Origin of the sequence: Clostridium weizhouense (assembly GCF_019431045.1) — a bacterium.
In the GTDB taxonomy this organism is placed as follows: Bacteria; Bacillota; Clostridia; order Clostridiales; family Clostridiaceae; genus Clostridium; species Clostridium weizhouense.
The window spans coordinates 12544-36790 of the sequence record NZ_JAHXPT010000012.1 but is presented as its reverse complement, the minus strand read 5'-3'; the positions used below and the strand labels follow the sequence as shown (position 1 = coordinate 36790).

The window sequence follows — 24247 nt, the reverse complement described above, 5'->3', positions numbered from 1 at the left end:
TAATAATTTTGTAATTTGTAATTACAATATTTAATCTTATTTTGAATATTCTTTTAATATATCATAAGCATATTTTATTATTTCATCACAAGATACACCTTTTTTCTTAAGTTCAATACATTCAATTGTTCCATATTTTTCTTTAACTTTATTAATCACTTCTCTTGTAACTGTTCTTGAATTATTTACTTCTTCATTTGTATTTCTGCCTTTTAACATTCCTACTGCCATAAGTGTACCTGTTATTGCTCCACAAGTACTTCCAACAGTCATTCCTGAACCAAAAGGACTAGCTATTGATACTGGAATATTCAATCCATTTTCCTCATTAAATGCTTTAAGTACAGATTCTGCACAATTATATCCTTCTTTATGAAATTCTAATACTTTTTCCATTTATGATCTCCTTTTGTAACTAAAAGCTTTATATCTTTAATAAATAATTTTTTTTATATTATTCCACATTTCTTTAATAGATTCTGATGCCTTACTTTCTGTATAATATACAATTGGTTTTAATTCATTTATAGATTTCATAACATCATCATCATAAGGAATTGTTCCTACCAAACTTAATCCCTTATCTTTAATAAATTTTTCTATATTCTTACTCATTTCTAGATTTATATCAAATTTATTTATACAAACCATTGTAAAAATACCAAAATGTTCACACAATGCAACAACTCTCATTAAGTCTTCAAGTCCTGATTTAGTAGGTTCGGTAACAACTAAAACTGCATCACTTCCAGTAACAGATGATATTACAGAACAACCAATTCCTGGTGAACCATCTATTATTGTTAATTTTTCTTCTAAATTAAACTTTCTACCATTTTTCCTTAAATAACTTATAAGTTTTCCTGATCCATCGCTACCAATTTCCATTTCTGCTCTTGATATTATTCCATTATCTAATTTAGTAATAAAAGTATCAGCTGTTTTTTCGTCTTCTAATTTTATAGCTTCTTTAGGGCATACTAAAGTGCACGCTCCACATCCCTCACATAAAAATGAATTTATTTTAAAATCTTCTATAGCATTAAATTTACATATTTCTTTACATTTTCCACATTGAATGCAACTTAATTCATTTATAGTAGCTTTTTTACTTCCATAAAATTTATTTTTTTCAATATCATTACCTTTATAAAACATATATAAATTTGGTGCATCTACATCACAATCTATTCTTATTACATCTTTTGCAAGTTCAGATAGTGAAGTGGCAACTGTAGTTTTTCCTGTTCCACCTTTTCCACTTAAAACTACTAATTCCATTTCAGCACCTCCTTAACTTTATTAGATAAATCATCAAATAAATTCTTATGTTCTAAATCATCATATAAAACTTCTCCATTAGAGTATAAAACTGCAGAATTTCTATTGTAAGGTATAACTCCAATTAAATCTATTTTTTCATTTTTACAATATTTTTTTATTATATTATCTTTTCCATCATCTTTATTTATCACTATTCCAAAAGGAATGTTATACATTTTTACAAGTTCAACAGCCATTTTTAAATCATGAAGTCCAAATTCTGAAGGTTCTGTAACAAGAATTGCTGAATCTGCATATTTTAAACTAGTTACTACATTACAAGAAGTTCCTGGTGGACAATCAATTAAATTAATGTTTTCAGGCAAATCGTTAAGAAGCTCCCTTATAACTGGCACAGCCATTGGTTCACTTATATTTAACAATCCTTTTCTACACTCTATTCCCCTTGCTTTTCCAAATTCAATTTTTCCTATTTCTCTTTTTTTATAAGTTAACGCATCATATTTACATACAATTTTACAAGCTCCACATCCATGACATAACTTATTAAAAAGCACTATATCTTCTTTAACTTTTGCAAGAGAATTAAATTGACATACATCAACACATTTCCCACACGAAACACATTTCTTATAATCTATAAAAGGATAGTCAATCTTAACTTGTTTTTCTTCACTTATTTCAGGTTTTAAAAATATAAATCCATTAGGTTCTTCTACATCACAGTCAATATAATTTGCTTTTAATGCAAGGGCAAGATTTGTAGAAACTGTAGTTTTCCCAGTTCCCCCTTTTCCACTAAGAACTGCTATATTCATAGCCTCTATTCCTCCAATCTAATTATGCATTCCATGATGTGACATACCTGCAATTTGTATTTCTTCAAGTTCATTATTTTTATATTTATCTAATGCTGATTTTATAGAAATACTTTCACATTTATATGCCTTAATCTCTGCTTTTTCAATAAGTTCAAAAGCATTTGGACCAAGATTTCCTGTAATAATAACATCTATATTTTCATCAATTAATTGATTAGAAGCTGCTATGCCTGCTCCCCCACTTGCTAATATCCCTTTATTCTCTAAAATTTTAATCTCTGCACTTTCTGTATCACATATTTGAAAATACTCACATCTTCCAAATCTCATATCAAGTAAATCATCAATATTTTTTCCCTTTGCTGAAATTGCTATTTTCATTTAATCATCTCCCTAACTTTATTGGCATTTGCTAATTATGATTTTACTCCTATTTTTTATTATTGTCAAATGCCAATTATATTTTTATTTATTTAAAATATGTTAATTCATAAATTTTTACTTTTTTACCTTTTTGAATGCATGTAAAAAAAGAAAAATCGGGCGAATATATATTCTTTTTATTCTTTAGTTTTTATTTCTTAACATTTTAAAAATATGATTTAAGTTATCCATAACTTTCTAAGGATATAATTTTCTAAACAATAAAAATAGCAAACAAATATGTCTAAATAATAATTCAACACATTCGTTTGCTACTTACAAAAAGCATATATAATCTTTTTATTTACTATCTTTAACTAATCTCAATAATATTGCCAGTATTATTATATACAAATTTTTCTCCAAATTCACATTGAAGTTCTCTTATACCTTTTTCTCCTGTACAATGAGACAATCTCAAAATAGAAATATTGTTTTCTTTTAAAAATTTAATTGTATTCTTTAATCTAAAGTCATCTGCTTCAATTAAATGACTTCCTCCAACTACGCAATAAATAGGCATACCTGTTCTTTTCATTATTGTTTTTAAAATATTTACAACTCCAACATGTGAACATCCAAGTATAACTACTAATCCTTCCTTAACTTTAATAGCTAATACTATTTCATCTAAAAATTCATCAATTATATATTTAGTATCTTTCTTGATATAAAATTTTTTATTAAGAACTTCAAAGTCAGTACTTCTTTCAAAGTTAGAAAATACAATTACATCTTCACTAATATTATAAGTATCTTCATTAATATACTTTGTAGGAATATTATTTTGTTTAATAAATTTTTCATCAAAAGTATTACCATTAAATCTATATTTATTTTCTTCTAATAATTTATACTTTTTATTTAAAAATCCATCTCCAACTATTAATTTAAATGAATTATTTATGTTTTCTACTAACTTCATAAATCCACCACTATGATCATAATGTCCATGACTTAATATTACATAATCTAAATTATTTAAATCAACTTTTAATTTTTTTGCATTTTTAATAAAATTCCCACTTTGACCTGTATCAAACAAAATCTTTATATTATTAATTTCTATATATAAAGAAAGTCCATGTTCATTAATCAAAAAATTATTTTGATCAGGCTCATTTTCTATAAGAGTTGTTATTTTTAAACTCATTAATTCTTCTCCTTACTATAATAGTCCTTAATAGCATTTTTGAGTGCCGTAACCCCCAAATTAGAACAATGCTTTTTGTCTTCAGGCAATCCTCCTAAAGCTTGTATAATATCTTCTTCAGTAATCTTTAAAGCTTCTTCTAAAGTTTTTCCCTTTGCAAGTTCCATTGTCATACTACCAGTAGCAATGGCTCCAAAACATCCAAAAACTAAAAAACTAATATCCTCAATTAAATTATTTTCTACTCTTATATATATTTCTAAGTAATCTCCACACTTTGGATCTCCATTAAATCCTTCTCCGTTTGGATAATCAATTATTCCAATATTTCTTGGATAATTAAAATGATCTATAAGAGTATCTGATAATTCTTCTATACACATAAAGTTACTTCCTATTTAAAAATTATTTTTCAATAATATACTATGATAATAATTTAAAATTTACTTATAAATCATTTAATTAATACTAAAAAATAAATTTAATATTAATTTGATAAAAATTAGTTATTTTTATATTACTCTTATATATAATTATTGTCAAAAGCCAATAATTATATATTTACTTTTAAATACATTGTTATAAAAATTAGAAGTACAAAAAGGATTTACTTTTTAATTTTATCCTTCATTAATGTTTTATTAAGAATTAAATATTGTCAATACTTAATTATACCAAATATTGTATAATCAATTTATAGTAACAAAATTGCATGCACGCAATTTAAATTAAACTGCATATTATAAGATAGATATTTATATCTATTATATTAATATTTAAATATTTTTAAATATAGTAATTGCTCTTTATACATTTATTTAACTTTTTAAAAGGGGGAATATAACTATTATGCACAAAAAATTAAAATTAACGATATTAATTTTAGTCTCAGCACTATTATTAATAAGTTGTTATCTTACTAGAAATAATAAAACAGAACTTGTATATAAAGAATTATCCAAAAATGAGACCTATTTATTAAATGTAACTGGAAATAAAGTATTAATGTAACTGGAAATAAAGTATTAATGTATCATCTAAAAAATCTTCCTAAAGACAAAAATTATAAGATAACGTTTATGTATGAAGTTTATAAAAATACTGAAAAAATAAAGGAACAAAGAATTACAAGTATGCTTAAAGACAACACATGTGAAAAAGTAGAAAATGATAATAAAATTATAGTTATGAATCTTCAAAATAATAAAATAAACTTTCTTTTAGGCAATGATGAAAATAATGGTTTTGCCAGCGGGAATTGTAATATAGATGAAAATCTTTTAAAATATTCATCTGAATATTTTACTAATAATATTGATTTAAATTTAGGAACAGAAGTATATTTATTTCATGCAAATTCAGATAGTTTTATGAGCAATCTTCTTAAATTAGGAACTCCTATTAACCAAGATGAACTAAATGATGTATTAAATGAACATGAAGAGAATATTTTTATAAAATTAATATATGAAGAAGTATAAAGAATTTTGTTAATTTTACTTAAAGCAAAAAATTTAAGATAAGACATAATCAAAAAAAATAACAAGTCCATTTGCCAAACCTATTTTCCATTATACTGCGTCAGCAGATTTGCCTAATAGGCTAGCTATCAGAGAAATATGCTTCCTTGCCTAACGAAAAATACTCAGAGCATTTTGGACTTATTATTTTTTATTCATATGCCTAATAAAAATCCTAAAATAGAAATTCTGAAATCTCTACTTTAGGATATAATTTTTTTTACTCTTCATATTGCTTATATAAGCTAACTGTGAAGAGTAATATATATTTAAAATTGAAGTTCTGGATATAACATCTTATAAACTTTAGCTCTGCTTTCTACTTTTTCTCCATAATATTCTTTTGCATATTCAACCATTTTTTCTTTATCATCTTCATCATTATTACGTAAAATCCATTGCCCCATCATATCATTTAAATTTGAATCACCACCATTGTTAGAAATATACCATGTTCCAAGTGCTATATTTACATCATCGGATGCGATATCTTCAGGTTTTGTAATATTCAATCCCATTTCTTTAGCCATATTAAGACCTTGAGTATCATTTATGTTCATTAAACCAACTTTATGTCCTTCTTTATAAGGTGTTGGCTTAAAGTTAGTTTCAAAATGTATTACTGCAGCAATTACTTCTGGCTTTACATTATATTCTTTAGAATATTTTTTTATAGTGTCTTTATTAGTTAATGGATATACTAAACTTCTAGTACCTATACCTGCTCCAATTATTAATGTTCCTATTATTCCTAATGTTATAAATATTTTTTTCAAAATTAATCCCTCCATTTATATGAATCTTAAATAATTATTTTTCACTTATCTAAGGTATGGGTTAATTTTAAACTAAATATTTTTATTTTAGTATCGATTTAAATTACGATATTCTTTCAATTTCGTAATGTTAATTTGTATTTTTATTTTTATAGTTTAATTTATATTTCAAAATAGTACTATTTTTATAAAATATCTAATTCTAATTTTTCAATTCCTTTGTTAATTAAAATTTATTCTTTTACAATAAATTTTACGCTATGTTTTAAAACAGTGTTGATATTCTAGTATAAGGGCGAACTGGCATTAAAATTTACTTTTTAGAACTCTCAATGAAGATTTGTACAATTAATTGCTTGTCAACAATCTTTGATTGGGAGCATGCATTAATTGGACTAAGCTTTATTTTAGAGTTCTTAAAGCAAATTCCCCTGTCCATGAGCTTTATACTACAATATCAACATTCACTTAAAACATAACCAAATTTTAAAATGGATATACATATGAGGTATCTGGATTAAGATCTTTTTCTATCTTTTCAACTACTATAACTGGTTCTATAGTACCTTCATAAATGTCAGTTTTTATTTTTCCCTTTACTTTTACCCATGTATCATTATCATAGGATTCTAGATTATTAATGTCACACTTGATTCCTGCAATTTGCATATCTGCTGCACAGCATACCATCATAAATCTTCCTATTATAAATTCATTTTCTTTAATATTTTTATCTTTATACACAAATCCTGTTATTTCTATGTCCTGTCCTACATATTTTTCTGGATTCGCTAAAATTTCATCAAGTGAAAATATAAAGTTTTTGGAATTTATGTTTATAACATTATCTTTAATATCTAATTCCTTTTTATCACTTGTAACTTGTAGATTATTTTCATATTTTTCTTTATACACATCAGATCTTGAGTCGTTTTCTAAATTATTATCTTGATTAATATTATCTCTTGAAAGATTATTTAAATTACTATCTGATATTACATTAGAAGTTGTATTTACATTGATATCACTACTTTTAATTGCAGTAGAACTTACACTATTACTTTCCATAAAAAATATCATAATTAGTGGAATCATAAAAATTATATAATTCTTAAACTTAATTTTTTTCTTTTTATTTTGAAAAATATCTTTAACTAAAAATAATGCAATTATAAACATAGATATCATTCCAAAAACTACAAAAGGAACAATTCTTGGATGTACATACATTGTCAACTCATTATTTACAATAATTTTAAAATAAAATAATGAAAAACCAAGTAATATTGATATCTTTATAATAATATCTGAATTTAATTTTTTCATATCTGACCTTCTTTCAATCAATCTTAAAATATTAAAAAATACCTAAATAGTATGCAAAACATATTATTCTGTTATTTTTTAATATATATATGTTCTAATTAAGTTATTACATTTATACTTTTTATATAATTTTCATATAAAATTATATCTTTAATTAAAAATATCTAGTTAGAAGCATAATATCATAAATTTTTCTATATAAGTTCCTCACTCTACTAATAAGAAATACTATTTATAAATATTCTAAAATTTATATTAATGAACAAACTTTATTGGAACTTATATACTAAGCTAAATTACAATTAATTAAAACTCCAAATGACACTATAATAATAACAAATATTAACTTTAATACAAATTTCTTGTTAAAACTTCCCAAAAGCATAATTGTGTTTTTAACATCTAACATAGGCCCAACTACTAAAAATCCCATTACAGAATTTATTGAAAATTGCTTTAAAAATCCTTTCGCAATAAAGGCGTCTGAAGTTGAACATACTGAAAGTAAAAAAGCTAGTCCTATCATAAACAAAAGTGAACTTCTATTATCATTTGGAATATAGCTACTATTATTTAATGATAATATACTTTGGAAAATACTAGATAAAAAAATTCCTATAATCATAAATTTTCCTACATTAAAAAATTCATCTGCGGCATGAATAAATATAGACTTTACCTTTTCTAATTTGCTTTTATTATAATCATAACCTTCATTACAAAATCCACAATTACACTCAATTATATCTTCACTACTTTTTAAAATTTCCTCATCTTTCTTTGTAAAAAACTGCATAATAAGACCTACTGAAATTGAAATTATTATACCTGTAAATACCCTATAAATTACTACAGATTTCATTCCTTGAAAAGCATATATAGTTGAAATAATGGCTATTGGATTTACTATTGGTGATGCTAACATAAAAGTAACTCCTGCTGCTATTGGTACTTTCTTTTTCATAAGCCCTCTAACAACTGGTATAGTCCCACAATCACATATAGGAAATAATATCCCTGCCAAAGCTGCAACTATGCATGATAAAAAAATATTTTTAGGAAATAATTTCATCAACTTATCTCTCGATATACAACTTTGAATTATTGCTGATACAAAACTTCCAATAAGAATGAAAGGTAAGCCTTGAATCAATATGCTTATAAACATAGTATTAAACTTTCTAAATTTATCTAAGTATTCACTAGATATATCAATATTTAATGTTGTAATTATAATAAAGTAAGTTAATATAAATATTAACGGAATTAAATATACTAAAGTATTAAAAACAAAAGAATGCTTTTCTATTTCTAAATAATCTTCTTCTTTTTCTTGATTTTCATTTATTATAGAAACATGTTTAAGAATATTAGCTGTTTCATTAATATTTTTAATTTCTTTTAGTGTATCTAGAAAATCATTCTTTTCTAACTTACTTATATTATTTAAAATTATAGTTTCACTATTAAAAATATGGGTTCCAACTATACTTTTCATATTTCTAAAATACATAGGAAATTTTCTTATATTAATTATACTTATTATGTCATCAATTCTACATATTTTGGTTATACTTTTCTCATTAAATATATTAATAATATTATTAGAATTTTTCATACCATTTACTTCAATAAAAATTCTATTAGGATTATATTCACTTATAATTTTTTTAACATAATCTACATCAATTTCTTTACCTTCATCATTTTTTATTACAATTATTTTACTTGATTTATGATTATTAAAATCAGATTCTATTTCACATTTTCCAAATTCATCTTGGATAACTACAATACTTTCATTTTGTAATTCTTCCTGTTGTAACATAGAATTTATAAAATTAGTTTTTCCTGAGCCAAGAAACCCCATAACTATTTCAATTTTTATCTTCATCTTTTCACCTCTAAATTGTGATTGGATTATTTATATCTTTTTATTAAAGAAATTCTTCCTGCACCTAAAAATCCAGATACTATATTTATTTTAGTCTCCATATAAGTCTCGCTTATTTGCAATAGATTTGCATTTACATTTAAATAAATTATATTCGCTCATATATAAAATTACAAGAATAATATTACATATACTATCATTGTAATAATTTTTTAATTATTCTTATATTTAATCACTTTGTAAATTGTGTTTTAACTTTAACATATTCTCTTTTAAGGAATATTATAATTTCATACAAAATTATGAAAGAAGGAGATTATGAGTAAATATTAAACACTTTATTTAAGATAAATTATAACTAAGTAAATCTTATTTTTTTAATCTAAATTTTATACAATATGAAAACACCGTAAAATTTATCTACTAAATAATACGGTGTTTTTATTTATATAAATATATTATTGCTTTTTATATTCCTTGTAAGGTAATCTAATTACATTTCCTGTATCATCAAATTTATAATCTGTATTCTCAAGAGGAGGTTTTTTATAAGCTAGATTCATTCCAACCTTATAAAGAGCTTCAGCATTAGCACGAGGATCTTGGATAACAGTCCCTGTCATATATCCTTTATTAACCAATTCTATAGCCTCTGGTATTCCATCAATTCCCACTACTGGAATAGTCATTGATTTATTACCTTTGTTATATCCATATTTTTGTAAGGCTTCAATAGCACCTATTGCCATAGCATCATTATTTGAAATTATAGCTTCAATTCTGTTCCCATATTTTAAAAACATAGATTCAATAGCCTCTCTAGCTAAATCTTTACTCCACTCACCATTGAATGATGTAAGCTCTTCTGTTTTTATTCCAGCTTCATTAAGTGTTGAAATTGCAAACTTGGTCCTTTGATCTACTAATGGGTTACCAATTCTTCCTTTTAACATAATATATTGCAATATGTTATCTTTATTCTTATCTATAATTTCTTTATGATTATTCCATTCATCAGCCAGAATCTGCCCTTCTAAAATGCCAGATTCCTCACCAAGAGTTGCTATAAAAACACCATATCGTCCAACAAAGTTTATTAAATCTTTGTCTGGTTCATTAAATACAATTAATGGTATATCTTTTTTAATTATTTTATTTAGAATATTTTCCACTTCATTTAATTTTATAGTATGTAAATTTACAATTAAAACATCATAATCTTCTATAAGAGCTTTGTCAATACTTTCATTTTGTATAGATTGATTTTCTTTTGCATCAAAAAAGGTAAATTCAACTTTATCTGGATTTTCTTTTTGAATATCTTCTAAATTTTGTTTTACAAGCGTAAGATATTCATTAAAATCATGTAAAAATACGCCTATTTTAATAGGAGCTTTTTTAATAAAATTTGAATTAGCATAAGTATTGTTTTTATTAATTTCTATCGGTAAAAACATTGTCGTAATTAGAACCATAATAAAAATTAGTAGATTCTTTAAACATCTCATTATAATCCTCCATACTATTTATTTAACTAATTTTATAATATGTTTTTTATGAAAAAATATTCTGCCATATTTACTATATAACTTAAATAGCATAATACTATATGTTTTAGTTAAAGATTTTTATTTTGCTTTTTAAGCAATTCTCTTATTTCTATTAAAACTTTAAGATTTTCTTTTAATATTTTTGTATTTATAGACCTGTCAATAGCAAATTGTATTATAATATATAAAAATAATAATCCTAATAAAATTAGTAAAAATTCCATAATTATTCCTCCTTAATTATATATAACTATTTAATAATTTTACTCTAAGTAATTATTTTTAGAATAATAATATATTAATTCTTAAAATAATACAGATTTTTAAAGTTATATTTTTTAAAAATTTTTGCACTATTATATCATATATATTACAATTATAATACAAAATTAGTAAAAAAAGGGGTGATGATATAATGAAGAAGCTAATTGCTTATTCATTATTTTTTACAATTTTTCTAACGTCCTGCTCATCAAATGAATCTAAAAATACAAATAATTTAGTGAATAATAATTCAAACCAAGCTAGTATAGAAAGTACTGATGATAATTACAAACACAAAAATATAAAAGAAAATTCTAATGATACTAATAAATCAAAAAATACAAAAGAAAGTTCTAATAATTCTTCTAATGAAAAAACATCTGTTGATACTTCTAATGATAAATCTTCTCATTCGCCAAATAGTGCAACTGATGAAAATATTAAAGAAAAAATTATAGATTATATTATTAATGGTCAAGAAAATAAATCAGAAGCACAAAAAATAAAGTGGAGCAAAAGTTTTTTAAATCAAGTTGATATTGAAAGTTTATATAAACAATATATAAAAAGTGGTGGCAATTCTAAGAATTTAGAAAAATTTGCAGAATATATAACTCTAAATGCTCCTATCGCTAATAACTGGAAAAAGTTATTTGAACAAGATTTATATGATAAATATGGAGAAAAAGTTGTTAGATTAGAACATTTACATGATGATTTATATCAAGCATATATAGAAAATGATGGTAAGGAAGTCCCCTATGTTGTAGTTTCATCAAGAACTGGTTATTTTCATGGATAGTTAATATAAAAATATGGGCAATAGTAGCTGCTGCTATTACTGCCCATTAAATTTTTTATATAATATATGATTGGTCTTTATAAAGAAATTTACAAATTACTTCTTTATTTTAAGAACTTGTCCTACATAAATTTTATTAGGATTACTGATTCCATTCCACGATTGTAGTTGACCTACAGTAACACCAAACTTTGCAGCAATTCCACTTAAAGTATCACCTGACTTAACTGTATATGTGATATTTCCAGTATGTCCACCAGAAGATCCTTTTATTTTAAGAACTTGTCCCACGTAAATTTTATTAGGATTGCTAATTCCATTCCATGATTGTAGTTGACCTACAGTAACGCCAAACTTTGCAGCAATTCCACTTAAAGTATCGCCAGATTTAACTGTATATGTGCTACCTCCAGTAGATGGAGTTGATGGTGTATTTTCTTTTACTTTAAGAACTTGTCCTACATAAATTTTATTAGGATTACTGATTCCATTCCATGATTGTAGTTGACCTACAGTAACACCAAATTTTGCAGCAATTCCACTTAAAGTATCACCAGATTTAACTGTATATGTGCTACCTCCAGTTGATGGAGTTGATGGTGTAGAAGGGGTTGTGGAAGTATCTCCATTAACAAGACGTTTATACCATTGTTCAGCCCAAACACCTCTTTGTGGTTGGTTAGGATTAGCAGGTCTTTCATAATTGTTTATAAATACCTTTGCTAAATAAGTAGGACTATCTGTACTTTGAGTAAATTTTCTAAAATTCATTGGATATGCTCTTGTTGCATAAAATTGTTGACTATTTTCAAGTTCCCATTGTATTCTTCTACATTGTGTATCAACAGTTCTATAATTTAATCCATTTCTATTTGCCCAATTAGTAAGATTAGATTTTGGAGTCCATTGTACTAAACCATATCCTCCACCTCCACCTTTTTCATTAATATCTGCAATAATTCCAGATTCACCTTGCATATTTCCTAACATTGCACAAATAGAGTTACCTGTCCAACCTTTATTTCTAAAAAATGAATATATATACTTTGCATTTTCTGTCATGTTTTCTGCCATTTTATAATCCCTCCGAATTCTAAATTATTTTTTAGTATAAATTAAAAGTTATTTAATCAAGCTTGATTTTTAATTTACACTTACTAAAAGGAGAGAAAATTATATTTTGTAAACCTGAAATTTAATTAATCTATTAATAAGCAATACTATAATTCTATTTTAAATCTACATTTTTCATTTTACAAATACATTATAATTTATAAGCTATGGCATTTTATTTTGCTGTTTTTTATAAAGTATTCACATTAGGAATATAATAATTATCGATATATTGTTTTTTTGTTATACTATAAAATTAAAATTTCTTTAAAGCTGAAACAAGTGCATTTACACAAGCTTCTATATCACTATCATTAGACATGTCATTACCCAAATTAATAAGTAGTGAATTTTTAGATAGATCCTGATTGAAACACAATTTTCCATGATTATACGAAATTATTCCTGTTTTAATTTCATTTGAATTATTTATATTTTGTAATAAACCTTCAGCAAATTCTTTATTTTTTTCATAATAAGGATTATTTTTAGCAAGAATAACTGTTATTTTTCTTGTATCAGATTTAGAATAATTTGCTGCATCTCGATGCATGTCTAACAAAATATTATTTGAATAATCTTTAACATTTGATGTTATTAAATCACGTGAATTTTGATATGATTCATTATATTCTTTAGGAACTGTGCACTTGATAAACTCACTTTTTATGCCTTCTTTTAAAAGTTTATCATTAATTAACTTACCTATATCAGTTACACTTATACCAGATTGGTAAGCTTCATCGGCATGACTATTATAAATTATAATATCAGATGACAATCCTCCTACAGGCTTTGCGTTATCACTTGATATATTATTTGTAGTGGTTAATGATTTAGGGTTAGATTCATTATTATTAACTATATTATCAGGAGCTGAAACTTCTGCTTTTATAATATTATCAATATTTAGCTTTGAAGCATTTACTTTGATTGCTAACACGCCTATAATAACAACAATAATAGTAGCTAGTAATATGCCCTTAAAATTTATTTTCTTATATTTTGAAATCATAATAATCCTCCTTTTGATCTCTAAATTATCCCTAACCATTGAAGTGGCCCCTCTAACTCTATTATTACATCTACACAATTCCAATACTTTTATTAATACATTACCATATTGTATATTTTCATCTTCATTCAAATAAGACATTACATTATTATCACATGAAAATTCACAGTCTTTTCTAATTTTCTTAAGACCATAAACAACTATTGGATTAAACCAGTAAATAATTGACAATAAAATAATAATCCAATTTATTAATACATCTTTCCTTTTTAAATGGGTTAACTCATGCATTAAAATATATTTAAAATCTTTTTCATTAATATTCTTTACTAGAGTTATTGGAATTAATATCTTTGGCTTAATTAATCCACATAAACAAGGACTGCTTATTTTTGAAGAATATAATACTTTTACCTTAGTTTTCATATGCATAATATTTATACAGTTATATAAAATTTCTTTATGAGCATCAGTTACATCTTTAACAGAAGTTTTAACTATTTGTTTAAGTTTTTTATGTGCTGAAATAAACATACAAGTTAAGAATATGACGCCTAATATCCATAAGAAAAAGAATATTTTTTCAATATGAAGTTTATTTTTGAACGGTATATAAATTTTGTGGGTAAATTTATTATCATTTGAATTTTGAAAAGAATTTATTGATTTAAAATCATCTAGATTTGTGTTTTTAGATTGTTTTTTAGAATTTTCTTGTACTTTTAATGAGGTTTCATTTGTATACTTTTCTATATATACTCTTTGGTATATCTTAGAAAAATTCAGAGAGTTTTCCGGTCCAAAAGGAAAGATTAATTTTATAATTAATATTAACCATATATAATAACGAAATGTGGGATTTAACTTATATCTAAATATACTATTAATAGTTAATGTAATTAGTATAATTATACTTCCAATCAAAGAAGATAATATAATAATTTCGAAAATATGCAAAAAATCCATACACATCAACCTTTCTTTTTATTTGATTGTTTGAGTATGTCTTTTAATTCTTCTATATCTGTCTCGGATATTTCTTTGGATTCAACAAAGTTTAAAAGCATTGATTTAACAGATCCATTGAATACTTTATTAATAAAAGATTTACTTTCCTCTTTTATACACTCATCTTCTGATATCAATGAAAAATATAAATATTCATTACTTAATTTTTTAAATCCAATTACGTTTTTATTTAATAGTCTATTTATTAGACTCTTTATTGTAGATGGTTTCCATTCTACTCTATCTTTTAGTTCACGTATAATATTGACTGATGTAATTTCAGGACAGTTCCATATTACTTTCATCACTTCCCATTCAGCATTTGATATTTTAGGTATATTGTCCATTATTATTTAAGCTCCTTTCTGATTACAAATGTAATTTCTATTTTTAGTTTACACTTGTAATCAAGAAAGTTCAATATATTTTTGGAATATTTTGTATACTATTTTTAGACATAATATTTATAGATGATTCGAAAAAACACTAAATAAATTGTGTTTTGAAAATATATATCATTTAATTGCAAAATTAACTTGATTAATGTACTTATTAAATTCTTTAAACGATAACCCCTTTTCGATTTTATAAAATTCTGCTAGTGGACTATCTTTTCCTCCCCTTAATTGTATATAGTAATTAACAATAGTATTAATTGCTGATTCTTCACTATCATATTCATATATGCCTTTTTTCTCAAAATTAGGATGTTCCATATGATAAACCTTATTGTTTAAATAGTAAAGTACAAAACAATGCATATGTTCTTCCTCTTCTAAATTACCATAATCATCTGGTTCATAAATTCTACAACAGAACATTTTATTTTTTACCTTTAACTTGTCGAGTAAATAATGCATTAAAGCGACTTGTTCTATACATGTCCCTAATCCACTATCAATCGTTTCTTCTATAGAAGATATTCTATAGATTTTTCTAAAATCTTTCATTATTTTAATATGTTTATCACCATTTATATCAATCCACCCATACTCTATATTGTCATTCATATATTGAAATATATCTTTAGGAAATTTTATTTCATTAATGTCCATGTATAATCCCCCCAATCTCTCCCCTTCAAATTACTATTTATAATTTATAAAAAATTAATCCCATATTCCGTAATTAACCACAAATACTTTTTTTCAGCAATAATATTCATGATCACCAGGATAGCACCTTCCAATTTCTATAATAATTGCATCTTTAAAAGCATCTAAAAAATAATATTGCCTTTCTTTACTCATTTCTCTAATCCTTTTTAATTAAAATTTAAATCCAATTTTTTGATTACATCTGATATAAATTTAGCAGTCGTAGTTATCAATTGGAGATCAATCGTATTCAACGTATCCTTAGGTGTATGTGTATATTCTAAAGCACCATCAAATAAATCAGATGATGTGACAGCTAAACATGGTATACCTTTTAAAGCAAATGCACAATGATCTCCAGCATACCATTCATTACCTTTCACTATATTCTTATGTCTTTCTATAATACTGTTTATAATGGATTGTATATTTGCATCCATATTATAATAGGAAATAGCAGTTTGTGAATTAATATGACATGGTGAATCAATATTTACTACTAATAAAATTTCATTCTCATTCTCATTATTATTAATATAATTTAAATAATTAACCTCTCCATTAGCACCAAAATATTCCTCACTGTTAAACGGAACAAAATCTATATTAATTGGATAAGAGACTTGTTTAAAATAATTCATTATTTTCATTAAAACACAAACACCAGTTGAATTATCAAGTGCACCTAAAGTATTATACTTAGTATCCATATGTGCACATATTACAATTTTTCTTTTTGAATTAATAGCTTTTTTATGTGCTACTAATTGCCTACTTCTTGCCATTATATTCTCAGAATTAATTGACAACGAAATAACTTTACTCTTATTTATTAGCTTTTTTAATTGTGGTAGTATATCGACACTCATATATGCAGATGGAATAGAAAAATTGCCATCCTCAAACATAGCAAAAGGATTCATACCATTCAACTGACTTTTTCCTGTAATACATATAATAGCTTTAGGTTTTTGTGATTCTAATAATGAAATAATAACCTTATCTTCATCTGGATAGTAAAATGGAAAATCTTTAGGTTGTAAAGGTCTTTCAGTTAGCCCACCACATAATACAATAATTTTTCCACTCAAATTTTGATTTTGTAATTGTTTTAAATATTCTATAATCACTGCCTTTCCACTCCCATTAAAAGGTTTTGAAAATGGACTAGGATTAATTTCCAATTCTATATTTTCTACTTTCATTTTAGATTTTTTATGTTTCCAAACAACGCAGTCAAATGGCAAAGATGTAACTTCATAACCTGTATCCATAAATTCTTGTTCAAGATAATTTAATATCTCTGCATTAGTTTCTGTTCCTACTGGACGCTCCCTAGTAATTAATTTTAATAATTCACTATTGTTCATAATATTCTCCTTCTATTGCTTATTGTATAAAATGTATCTTTATTCAAACTATACAACTTAAAAATATGGTGGTGTACAACTGTAAGGTTAATATTATGCTTCTTCTAACTTATCAAAGATTAATGGAATTTTTTCTGCAGCTACTTTTAAATTTCTTAGCTCACTTAACCAACAATCTCCTGCTGATAATAGTTCTTGCTTATCTATTTTATTAAGAGCAACTATTACTAATTCTGCTTGTCCTTTGTCATAAACCATAAGACAACGATGAATTGCAGACATACTATAACCAGTCTGTCGCAACATATAAATTATCCGAATTCTATCTAAATCAATCTTATTAAATAAAACTTCTTTTTTATTACCTCTTTTATCTGACTTTATTAAATCGTTACGTTCCCAATTACGAACTGCTTCACTAGTAACTCCTAGCAAACAAGCTACTTCTTTACGTGTATAAAGTTTTTCTATATTATTACTATTACCTATATCATGTTTTAACCCTGCCCACTTATGTAATGATTGAGATGTTTTTTCTGCTAAAGCTATTTCATTTTCAATAATTTTAATATAATCATGAGCATATTGTTTTCCTTCTATTAAATTACCTTTTGCAGCCGAGGTAATAATAAGTTTTCCTATATCTCGTATATGGCTATTTGTATATCTATATCCTAAGATATGTCTACATATTTTTAACTGTAAAACATGTTTATCTGTAAATTCACGATAACCATTAAGTTTACGCTTAGCTTTTGAAATATAACCAATACTCTCATAAAACCTAATAGTATTAGAATGAAGATTAAACATTTTTGCTAATTCTATTGTCTTATAACTCTTCATATTATATCTCCTCTAGTCTTTAAAATATCTAATAATAAGTTATGAAATTTATCACTTTCAGTATATTGTGGATAATGTGCTGAATTTTCAAACCAAATAAACTCTTTATATGGAGCTTGTAGCATTTTATAATATTTTTCTACCAAAACTGATGGAGTTGTGTAATCATATCTCCCTGCACAAAAATAAATTGGGATATCCACTTTTTTCACATCATTAAATAAATTGAAATCTTTATTTGTTCCCCATAATTTCTCTGCAGAAAGCTTATTTCCACATATATATTTTATTGCATCTAACCAATTTGATTCAGGTGAAAATAAACATCCTTCAACAACATCTTTTGTAACATTAATATCTTTTTCTAATGGACAATATTTCTTTATAATATTTTCTTTTTCTAATGTAGCCTTTATGACATCTTTATAAGGTGGATTACCTATGTCCTCTAAAATATTTAATGCACTATTGTCTTGATTTTGTTTTGCTAAATCTATAGCATGTTCATACGATATACATTCTCCTTCTGTATTATTAACTACTTGTCCAACTCCAATATATGCTAAGATTTTAGAAGAATCATTCTTTATTATGTTCATACCCAATTCAGTTCCCCATGAATGACCTACTAGAATTATTTTATCCTTTCCGTAATTCTTGCATAGATAGTCAATTATCTCTCTTGCATCCTTTGCTAATTGATTTTTTGTAAAATTATCTTTATTCATAAAAAATGAGTATGACTTTCCCGAACCTCTCTGATCCCAATTAACAACTAAAAAATCATCTTCTAACTTTGATTGGTACTTTCTTGCATAACATATTTGTGCTAAGCCTGGACCACCATGTAAAAATAAAATAATAGGATTTTCTTTATTCTTTCCTCTGATTAACAGTGTTTGATTCTGACCACAAACTTTAATATTAACTAATTTACTAATACTTTTATCACCATCTATACTTGGTGTGTATGTAGGCCTAAATAGTAATGCAATAATAGATAATATAATTATAAGAATTATTCTTTTAATAATTTTCTTTTTCATTTATTTTTCTCCATATTATTAATTTATTTCTAAATTATACCATATTTTATAAGATTAAAAACTTTATAGTTCAAATCAATATAGAACTTTCATTTATAAAACTAAAAGATTAAAGAATAAAGAGTCAATATATATACTGTGTGAAATTTGTAAATTGTGTTAAAATAAATATCATATAGAACAATAAATAAACAATTAAAAGGGGGCAAAACATTGGATTGGAAACTAAAAAAATTTGAAGAATTAAAAATTAAAGACATATATAAAATTTTAGAAATAAGAAATGAAGTATTTATTGTAGAACAGCAGTGTGCTTACCAAGATTGTGATGGAAAAGATGAAAACGCACATCACTTATACCTTGAAGATAACGATAAAATTATTGCATATTTAAGAATCTTAAACAAAGGGGTTTCATATAATGAAATGTCTATTGGAAGAGTACTAGTACATAAAGATTATCGTGGCAAAGGTATATCAAAAGAAATGATGTTAAAAGCAATCAAGTTTATAGAATTAAATTTAAATGAGAAAGAGATTAAGATTCAAGCACAAGCATATTTGGTTGATTTTTATGGCAGTCTTGGTTTTAAAGAAACTTCTAAGGAATATTTAGAAGATAACATTCCACATATAGATATGTTATATAAAAAATAGACTAATATAATATTCTATAAAATAAAAAGTGTATCGGAGCATTATAGGTGGATAATTCCATCTATAATTTTTTTTAATACTCAATTTCAAGACTATATTAAAACATAACTAAATTTATATCAGCTTTATACTCTATAATCCAATAATTTTATTATTATTTATGATTAACTATTATGTTACAAATATAATTACTTACTTTTCTAATAATATTTATAACATCTTTTGTAATAAAATATAATAAATAATTTAATATTCATATATAAATTACATCTAATAATAATCCTTTTTATGGTAAAATATTAGATATAGAAATAATATTAAAAATTCTTATAACATCGATTAAAAATATAAATATTATTATAAAAAGTAAGATGTCTATTTAATTAGGTTAAGACTAGGGAATGGAGAGTTAAGATGAAATGCAATAAAGAATTCATGGAAATTTATTCAGCTAAAAAAGAAAAACAAGAAATGAGATCATTGATACGTTTAGTGATGTTTATTTGCAATATAATGAATTTTCTTTCTGTGGATATTTATAATATAGCTGTATATAATAAATCAATTACTTGGTCTGAGATAATTAATTTTATTATTATTATGAGTGTGTACAATTTAATTTCTTTAATTCTATATATTTTTCCAGAAAGATTAGAATTTTTAATAAATCTTTATACATCTGTAGCTTTTATTGGTAGTTCAATTTTATATTTCAGTCTTTCTATGATGATTTTTGTACAAAATCTAGATTTATTAGAAGCTTTGATTGTAATTATTATAAGCATAATTATATATATATGTTTAGTTATTGCCATAGCAAAAAATATTAAAAATAAAATGAGAAATGGATTTAGAAAAATAAAAATAAATAAAGGATTGATATCATCATTTACTTCTTTGTGTGCAGCTTTAGGTATAATAATTGCAAAAACAACAAAGTCAGATGTATTTATACCAGCTATAGCATTATTGTTATTATCTTATATCTTCACACCTACAATAATAGGATTTCATAAATTCTATTTAAGGATTAAGAAAAAAAGCAATTAACTTTACGTGATTAAGATGTAATTATTGCACGTATAATATACTTTCAAGTGATTTATAAAGTAGATGCTATCATTTTATAAAATCTAGTTTTAAAGATATTTAACATCCTTAGGATATTCTTTTTCTATTTCTAATTTTGTGTTTTTAGTTATTGTATCTAAAAATAACTCTTTATTTTCAATTGGATTAAAAGAAAGTATTGAAAATAATAAGTCTTCATTATTAACTGTTCTTATAAATATATAATTTTCTATTAAATGTATGCTCTTTATAGAATCCCATTTATAAACCTTTTCTGAAAATTTAGTACTAGTCTTTAATCCATCTTCAGTAAAAGTTAATTTAGTTTGTTCAAATAAATTCTTATACTTATCGAATGAATATATTTTAAAGAATTTTTTTCTTAATTTATATCTAAAAATTCTCTTTATAAATAATAGCATCACAAATAAAGTGATTAAACCAGCACCCTTATATAAAGGATCTTTAAAACAAAAAATTATCAATAAAAAAACCATAAAATTAAATATAAAATTAGAAATCATTTGATATTTAAAAATTGTTGTATTAGCAATATATCTCATATGAAAATCTATTAATTCTTCTTTTGAAATCTTAAATTCTACTTCCATCTATAATCTTCTCCTACCTATCAAACTATATTTACTTATTTTATTATAACATATTATGGTAAAATACTATTTGATTTTAAGATAAGTTTTTTCAATTAATTAATATAAGTTTTAAATTCTAGTAGATAAAAATAGACTACATTATGGGATTTATATCCACAATGTAGTCTATTTTTCACTAGATTAATTTTTCACAATATTTTTACATTTTATTAATTACTTTTTTCTTTAAACTCAAATTAAGTTCAAATATTATACTTACAATCTCCACCAAAGAGTTTCTCCCTGTTTATACTTTTTGAATCCACAACGTTCTAAAATCTTTTGAGAAGCTAAACCTTCTAAATCAGTTTCAGCAATTACATTTGTAACACCGTTTTGTTTTAATGCCCAGTTACACATTGTTTTTGCAGCTTCTGTCATATAACCATTATGCTCAAACTCTTTACCTAAACCATAGCCAATCTCAACTTCCCTATTTTCATTAGGAATATCTTTAAAATCTGCTGAACCTACTACAACCCTATCACATTTGCGAATCAAGAAGAAAAAGCTATGCCATAAATAATTATTAGGATCTTTTAGGGTTATTTCATACTGATTCTTTACTATTTCAAGAAAAAATCCTTGCATTGGTTCTGCCTTATAGGAACAATCTAATTCTTTTTCAAGTGCAGGAATATCTTCAATCCATAGTTTTAATTGATTAAGAGTTAGCGGGATAATTTCCAATCGTTCAGTTTGTATTGTCATTTTTTACCTCCCCTTCAAACTACCATTTTAATTGGTATATATTAAAATGGAATTTCATATTAATAGTTTATCTATAAATAAAATCTTTAATTTCATATAATATAGGAGACTTATTGACTAAATAATATTCTGCAATACTATCTTCTAAATAGTTGTAAATATCGTCATCTGCATATGCTAATTTGAATATATCAACTTGATCATTAGTAATCTCCCCATTAGCATATTTACGAGCATAATTTCCATTATCATTTATATAATCTAAAATCATTTTTATTTTCATATTCTTTTCTTCATCAAATAAACCACAACCTACTAACTTTTCTTTTAAAAACAAGCAGAACCATTCAAAATTATCGTCCCAATTTATATTTCCATTATTCATCGCTTCATTTCTTAATTTTACTGCTATTCTAAGCATTTCACCTTGAAGGGTATTAGCTTGCCCTGATTTAGGGACCATAGTTTTCCATATAGACTTACACTCTTCGAAATGTTTTTGTGAATAACCTCTTACACCTATTTTCTCTACTACTTCATAATGTTTGTTCCAATCAATTTTATCATTTTCATCATCATTGATTGAAATCTTATCTGATTTTTCTGTTTCTTCTAAGCTCATTTCTTTCCCTCACTCTCACTAAAAAATTAGGACATTTATCTAAATCATAAAATTTTAGAATTCATATCAAACACTATTAAACTTATGTAAAATCCTTATATTTTCTATAATAGAATTAACTATCTAATATAAAATATTCTCTGGCCACAAACAACAAACAAATACATAATGTGCTTTCCTAATTATCTTATAATTTTTAAGTTCTCTTCAAATTGCTATTTTAATTGCTATACTTTAAATTATAAATTTATTATTATGATGAGTAAATTGGATTCGCTTCACGAATAAAAGAGCCATACTCCTGCTTTAATTCCATAAATGCATTCCTAACCGCAATTGGTATTTCTACATGTTGAATATAATTTTTACCATTTGGTCCATATCCTTCAGAATCATCTGAAAGTCTTGGAATCTCCCCCATCAATAGTGTAATATATCTTTCAATGTTCCACATTCCCAAAATATCCTGCTTGAACTCTAATTCATCATCTCGTACAAGCACCTCTGCATCATAAACCGCATAATTAATTATTATATTATCTTTAGAAATATATTTTCGAAGTCCTGCCTCCATACGATTTTGCATAGTTGCATCCTGAGAAAGAATTATACTTTTAAAAGATACATTATTTTCTTTTAATAAATCTAATAAGTATGTTATATTGTTGCCACAATTTGTGGATTTACATTCCAACAAATCTGGTTCAAGATCATATTTGTATTTCAAATATGCTGCAAACACCTTTGCTTCTGGTAATCCACTAGTTTCAATTTCAGGAAATTCACTATGCATTTTTATTCTCAAACTTTCTGTTGTATGTCCTTGTCCACCAACAATGACATATTTCTTTGCAATTCTATTTTTCATTGCTTCTGCTAAAATATCTCCACCTGTCAAAATACTTCCACCAAAAAGAACCATAACATCAACTTGTTCCAAACCATATTTTAGTTTTAATTCACTTGATGCCAACATTGAGATGTCTCTTTTCCCACAAAATTTACCCAATATATTAATATTTTCTGCTATTTTTTCTTTCATATACTCCCCCTTTAAATTATCACTTTTATATTGGTTAATTATAACATATATTGTAAACATAATAATATTGATTATATCAATAAGCCTTTACATATATTCACAAGATAAATGAAATTAAGAAATAATTTGTAGATTATTTGAATAGAAGAAACATTACATTTCAGTTAAATTAGCAAAAGATTG

At 24.7% G+C, this 24247-nt stretch carries 27 protein-coding genes; 5 read left to right on the top strand and 22 right to left on the bottom strand.

What is annotated here, in order from left to right; genetic code table 11:
* Positions 1-36 precede the first annotated feature (36 nt).
* The 6 genes from KYD98_RS14035 to KYD98_RS14010 all read right to left on the bottom strand — a co-directional run bounded on the left by KYD98_RS14035 (position 37) and on the right by KYD98_RS14010 (position 4064).
* A complete protein-coding gene (locus KYD98_RS14035) occupies positions 37-396 on the bottom strand; it encodes a C-GCAxxG-C-C family (seleno)protein (protein ID WP_219780673.1) in 360 nt (119 codons plus the stop codon).
* 36 nt (positions 397-432) lie between these two features.
* Positions 433-1281 carry an ATP-binding protein gene (locus KYD98_RS14030; protein ID WP_219780672.1) on the bottom strand — a complete coding sequence of 283 codons (849 nt, stop codon included), beginning with the start codon at positions 1279-1281 and terminating at the stop codon, positions 433-435.
* Positions 1272-2102 (bottom strand): P-loop NTPase, encoded by an 831-nt coding sequence (locus KYD98_RS14025; RefSeq protein WP_219780671.1) that lies wholly within the window; start codon positions 2100-2102, stop codon positions 1272-1274. Before KYD98_RS14025 ends, KYD98_RS14030 begins: the two co-directional genes overlap by 10 nt.
* Before the next feature lie 18 nt (positions 2103-2120).
* Entirely contained in the window at positions 2121-2486 is a 366-nt protein-coding gene (locus KYD98_RS14020; protein WP_219780670.1) for a NifB/NifX family molybdenum-iron cluster-binding protein, read from the bottom strand.
* A 355-nt stretch (positions 2487-2841) separates the two neighbouring features.
* A complete protein-coding gene (locus KYD98_RS14015) occupies positions 2842-3681 on the bottom strand; it encodes an MBL fold metallo-hydrolase (protein ID WP_219780669.1) in 840 nt (279 codons plus the stop codon).
* Entirely contained in the window at positions 3681-4064 is a 384-nt protein-coding gene (locus KYD98_RS14010; protein ID WP_219780668.1) for an iron-sulfur cluster assembly scaffold protein, read from the bottom strand. Before KYD98_RS14010 ends, KYD98_RS14015 begins: the two co-directional genes overlap by 1 nt.
* 466 nt (positions 4065-4530) lie before the next feature.
* Between KYD98_RS14010 and KYD98_RS14005 the strand changes: the two genes are divergently transcribed.
* Together KYD98_RS14005 and KYD98_RS14000 are read left to right on the top strand one after the other, a co-directional pair.
* Complete coding sequence (locus KYD98_RS14005; protein WP_219780667.1) at positions 4531-4692, top strand: hypothetical protein; 162 nt, start codon at positions 4531-4533, stop codon at positions 4690-4692.
* Positions 4693-4709: 17 nt separating this feature from the next.
* Positions 4710-5162 carry a hypothetical protein gene (locus tag KYD98_RS14000; RefSeq protein ID WP_219780666.1) on the top strand — a complete coding sequence of 151 codons (453 nt, stop codon included), beginning with the start codon at positions 4710-4712 and terminating at the stop codon, positions 5160-5162.
* Between the two features lie 308 nt (positions 5163-5470).
* Here the strand turns inward: KYD98_RS14000 and KYD98_RS13995 are convergent, their stop codons facing one another.
* From KYD98_RS13995 to KYD98_RS13975, 5 genes are all read right to left on the bottom strand, one after another.
* A complete protein-coding gene (locus tag KYD98_RS13995; protein ID WP_219780665.1) occupies positions 5471-5977 on the bottom strand; it encodes a transglycosylase SLT domain-containing protein in 507 nt (168 codons plus the stop codon).
* A gap of 486 nt (positions 5978-6463) precedes the next feature.
* Entirely contained in the window at positions 6464-7303 is an 840-nt protein-coding gene (locus KYD98_RS13990; protein WP_219780664.1) for a TIGR03943 family putative permease subunit, read from the bottom strand.
* A gap of 286 nt (positions 7304-7589) precedes the next feature.
* Positions 7590-9197: a permease gene (locus KYD98_RS13985; RefSeq protein ID WP_219780663.1), complete on the bottom strand. Its 1608-nt coding sequence runs from the start codon at positions 9195-9197 to the stop codon at positions 7590-7592.
* Positions 9198-9655: 458 nt separating this feature from the next.
* Positions 9656-10705, bottom strand: coding sequence for a galactose ABC transporter substrate-binding protein (locus KYD98_RS13980; RefSeq protein WP_219780662.1), 1050 nt, complete (start codon positions 10703-10705; stop codon positions 9656-9658).
* A 110-nt stretch (positions 10706-10815) separates the two neighbouring features.
* Positions 10816-10971: a hypothetical protein gene (locus KYD98_RS13975; RefSeq protein WP_219780661.1), complete on the bottom strand. Its 156-nt coding sequence runs from the start codon at positions 10969-10971 to the stop codon at positions 10816-10818.
* A 191-nt stretch (positions 10972-11162) separates the two neighbouring features.
* Between KYD98_RS13975 and KYD98_RS13970 the strand changes: the two genes are divergently transcribed.
* Positions 11163-11813 carry a hypothetical protein gene (locus KYD98_RS13970; RefSeq protein WP_219780660.1) on the top strand — a complete coding sequence of 217 codons (651 nt, stop codon included), beginning with the start codon at positions 11163-11165 and terminating at the stop codon, positions 11811-11813.
* A gap of 96 nt (positions 11814-11909) precedes the next feature.
* Here the strand turns inward: KYD98_RS13970 and KYD98_RS13965 are convergent, their stop codons facing one another.
* The 7 genes from KYD98_RS13965 to KYD98_RS13935 form a co-directional block, all read right to left on the bottom strand.
* Positions 11910-12887 carry a phage tail tip lysozyme gene (locus KYD98_RS13965; protein WP_219780659.1) on the bottom strand — a complete coding sequence of 326 codons (978 nt, stop codon included), beginning with the start codon at positions 12885-12887 and terminating at the stop codon, positions 11910-11912.
* A gap of 295 nt (positions 12888-13182) precedes the next feature.
* The gene (locus KYD98_RS13960; protein ID WP_258049830.1) at positions 13183-14907 is read right to left on the bottom strand and encodes a M56 family metallopeptidase; all 1725 of its coding nucleotides are present in this window, start codon (positions 14905-14907) and stop codon (positions 13183-13185) included.
* 5 nt (positions 14908-14912) lie between these two features.
* Entirely contained in the window at positions 14913-15296 is a 384-nt protein-coding gene (locus tag KYD98_RS13955; RefSeq protein WP_219780658.1) for a BlaI/MecI/CopY family transcriptional regulator, read from the bottom strand.
* Positions 15297-15464: 168 nt separating this feature from the next.
* The gene (locus KYD98_RS13950) at positions 15465-16004 is read right to left on the bottom strand and encodes a transglutaminase domain-containing protein (protein WP_219780657.1); all 540 of its coding nucleotides are present in this window, start codon (positions 16002-16004) and stop codon (positions 15465-15467) included.
* A 209-nt stretch (positions 16005-16213) separates the two neighbouring features.
* Positions 16214-17416, bottom strand: a complete 1203-nt coding sequence (locus tag KYD98_RS13945) for a M28 family peptidase (protein WP_219780656.1) — start codon at positions 17414-17416, stop codon at positions 16214-16216.
* A gap of 93 nt (positions 17417-17509) precedes the next feature.
* Positions 17510-18262 carry a MerR family transcriptional regulator gene (locus tag KYD98_RS13940; RefSeq protein WP_219780655.1) on the bottom strand — a complete coding sequence of 251 codons (753 nt, stop codon included), beginning with the start codon at positions 18260-18262 and terminating at the stop codon, positions 17510-17512.
* Positions 18259-19308, bottom strand: a complete 1050-nt coding sequence (locus KYD98_RS13935) for an alpha/beta fold hydrolase (protein ID WP_219780654.1) — start codon at positions 19306-19308, stop codon at positions 18259-18261. The genes KYD98_RS13940 and KYD98_RS13935 overlap by 4 nt, the downstream gene beginning before the upstream one ends.
* A 213-nt stretch (positions 19309-19521) precedes the next feature.
* Here KYD98_RS13935 and KYD98_RS13930 point away from each other — a divergent pair, with 213 nt between their 5' ends.
* Both KYD98_RS13930 and KYD98_RS13925 read left to right on the top strand, forming a co-directional pair.
* Positions 19522-19965: a GNAT family N-acetyltransferase gene (locus tag KYD98_RS13930; protein ID WP_219780653.1), complete on the top strand. Its 444-nt coding sequence runs from the start codon at positions 19522-19524 to the stop codon at positions 19963-19965.
* Positions 19966-20379: 414 nt separating this feature from the next.
* A complete protein-coding gene (locus KYD98_RS13925) occupies positions 20380-21015 on the top strand; it encodes a hypothetical protein (RefSeq protein WP_258049828.1) in 636 nt (211 codons plus the stop codon).
* Positions 21016-21104: 89 nt separating this feature from the next.
* Here the strand turns inward: KYD98_RS13925 and KYD98_RS13920 are convergent, their stop codons facing one another.
* The 4 genes from KYD98_RS13920 to KYD98_RS13905 all read right to left on the bottom strand — a co-directional run bounded on the left by KYD98_RS13920 (position 21105) and on the right by KYD98_RS13905 (position 24064).
* On the bottom strand, positions 21105-21647 hold the full coding sequence (locus tag KYD98_RS13920; protein ID WP_219780652.1) for a YcxB family protein: 543 nt from the start codon (positions 21645-21647) through the stop codon (positions 21105-21107).
* A 258-nt stretch (positions 21648-21905) separates the two neighbouring features.
* Positions 21906-22400: a GNAT family N-acetyltransferase gene (locus tag KYD98_RS13915; protein WP_219780651.1), complete on the bottom strand. Its 495-nt coding sequence runs from the start codon at positions 22398-22400 to the stop codon at positions 21906-21908.
* Positions 22401-22467: 67 nt separating this feature from the next.
* Positions 22468-23022 carry a hypothetical protein gene (locus KYD98_RS13910; protein WP_219780650.1) on the bottom strand — a complete coding sequence of 185 codons (555 nt, stop codon included), beginning with the start codon at positions 23020-23022 and terminating at the stop codon, positions 22468-22470.
* Between the two features lie 253 nt (positions 23023-23275).
* A complete protein-coding gene (locus KYD98_RS13905; protein ID WP_219780753.1) occupies positions 23276-24064 on the bottom strand; it encodes a YdcF family protein in 789 nt (262 codons plus the stop codon).
* Positions 24065-24247: the final 183 nt, after the last annotated feature.

Excerpts from the sequence above, each read along its gene's own strand:
- KYD98_RS13980 (WP_219780662.1), bottom strand. The coding sequence starts at position 10,705 with ATGAGATGTTTAAAGAATCTACTAATTTTTATTATGGTTCTAATTACG.
- KYD98_RS13985 (WP_219780663.1), bottom strand. The coding sequence starts at position 9,197 with ATGAAGATAAAAATTGAAATAGTTATGGGGTTTCTTGGCTCAGGAAAA.
- KYD98_RS13915 (WP_219780651.1), bottom strand. The coding sequence starts at position 22,400 with ATGACAATACAAACTGAACGATTGGAAATTATCCCGCTAACTCTTAAT.
- KYD98_RS14000 (WP_219780666.1), top strand. The coding sequence starts at position 4,710 with ATGTATCATCTAAAAAATCTTCCTAAAGACAAAAATTATAAGATAACG.
- KYD98_RS13925 (WP_258049828.1), top strand. The coding sequence starts at position 20,380 with ATGAAATGCAATAAAGAATTCATGGAAATTTATTCAGCTAAAAAAGAA.
- KYD98_RS13910 (WP_219780650.1), bottom strand. The coding sequence starts at position 23,022 with ATGAGCTTAGAAGAAACAGAAAAATCAGATAAGATTTCAATCAATGAT.
- KYD98_RS14035 (WP_219780673.1), bottom strand. The coding sequence starts at position 396 with ATGGAAAAAGTATTAGAATTTCATAAAGAAGGATATAATTGTGCAGAA.
- KYD98_RS14030 (WP_219780672.1), bottom strand. The coding sequence starts at position 1,281 with ATGGAATTAGTAGTTTTAAGTGGAAAAGGTGGAACAGGAAAAACTACA.
- KYD98_RS13905 (WP_219780753.1), bottom strand. The coding sequence starts at position 24,064 with ATGAAAGAAAAAATAGCAGAAAATATTAATATATTGGGTAAATTTTGT.
- KYD98_RS13990 (WP_219780664.1), bottom strand. The coding sequence starts at position 7,303 with ATGAAAAAATTAAATTCAGATATTATTATAAAGATATCAATATTACTT.
- KYD98_RS14010 (WP_219780668.1), bottom strand. The coding sequence starts at position 4,064 with ATGTGTATAGAAGAATTATCAGATACTCTTATAGATCATTTTAATTAT.
- KYD98_RS13975 (WP_219780661.1), bottom strand. The coding sequence starts at position 10,971 with ATGGAATTTTTACTAATTTTATTAGGATTATTATTTTTATATATTATA.
- KYD98_RS14005 (WP_219780667.1), top strand. The coding sequence starts at position 4,531 with ATGCACAAAAAATTAAAATTAACGATATTAATTTTAGTCTCAGCACTA.
- KYD98_RS13945 (WP_219780656.1), bottom strand. The coding sequence starts at position 17,416 with ATGAACAATAGTGAATTATTAAAATTAATTACTAGGGAGCGTCCAGTA.
- KYD98_RS13955 (WP_219780658.1), bottom strand. The coding sequence starts at position 15,296 with ATGGACAATATACCTAAAATATCAAATGCTGAATGGGAAGTGATGAAA.
- KYD98_RS13920 (WP_219780652.1), bottom strand. The coding sequence starts at position 21,647 with ATGGAAGTAGAATTTAAGATTTCAAAAGAAGAATTAATAGATTTTCAT.
- KYD98_RS13950 (WP_219780657.1), bottom strand. The coding sequence starts at position 16,004 with ATGGACATTAATGAAATAAAATTTCCTAAAGATATATTTCAATATATG.
- KYD98_RS13940 (WP_219780655.1), bottom strand. The coding sequence starts at position 18,262 with ATGAAGAGTTATAAGACAATAGAATTAGCAAAAATGTTTAATCTTCAT.
- KYD98_RS14025 (WP_219780671.1), bottom strand. The coding sequence starts at position 2,102 with ATGAATATAGCAGTTCTTAGTGGAAAAGGGGGAACTGGGAAAACTACA.
- KYD98_RS13960 (WP_258049830.1), bottom strand. The coding sequence starts at position 14,907 with ATGGATTTTTTGCATATTTTCGAAATTATTATATTATCTTCTTTGATT.
- KYD98_RS14015 (WP_219780669.1), bottom strand. The coding sequence starts at position 3,681 with ATGAGTTTAAAAATAACAACTCTTATAGAAAATGAGCCTGATCAAAAT.
- KYD98_RS13970 (WP_219780660.1), top strand. The coding sequence starts at position 11,163 with ATGAAGAAGCTAATTGCTTATTCATTATTTTTTACAATTTTTCTAACG.
- KYD98_RS13965 (WP_219780659.1), bottom strand. The coding sequence starts at position 12,887 with ATGGCAGAAAACATGACAGAAAATGCAAAGTATATATATTCATTTTTT.
- KYD98_RS14020 (WP_219780670.1), bottom strand. The coding sequence starts at position 2,486 with ATGAAAATAGCAATTTCAGCAAAGGGAAAAAATATTGATGATTTACTT.
- KYD98_RS13935 (WP_219780654.1), bottom strand. The coding sequence starts at position 19,308 with ATGAAAAAGAAAATTATTAAAAGAATAATTCTTATAATTATATTATCT.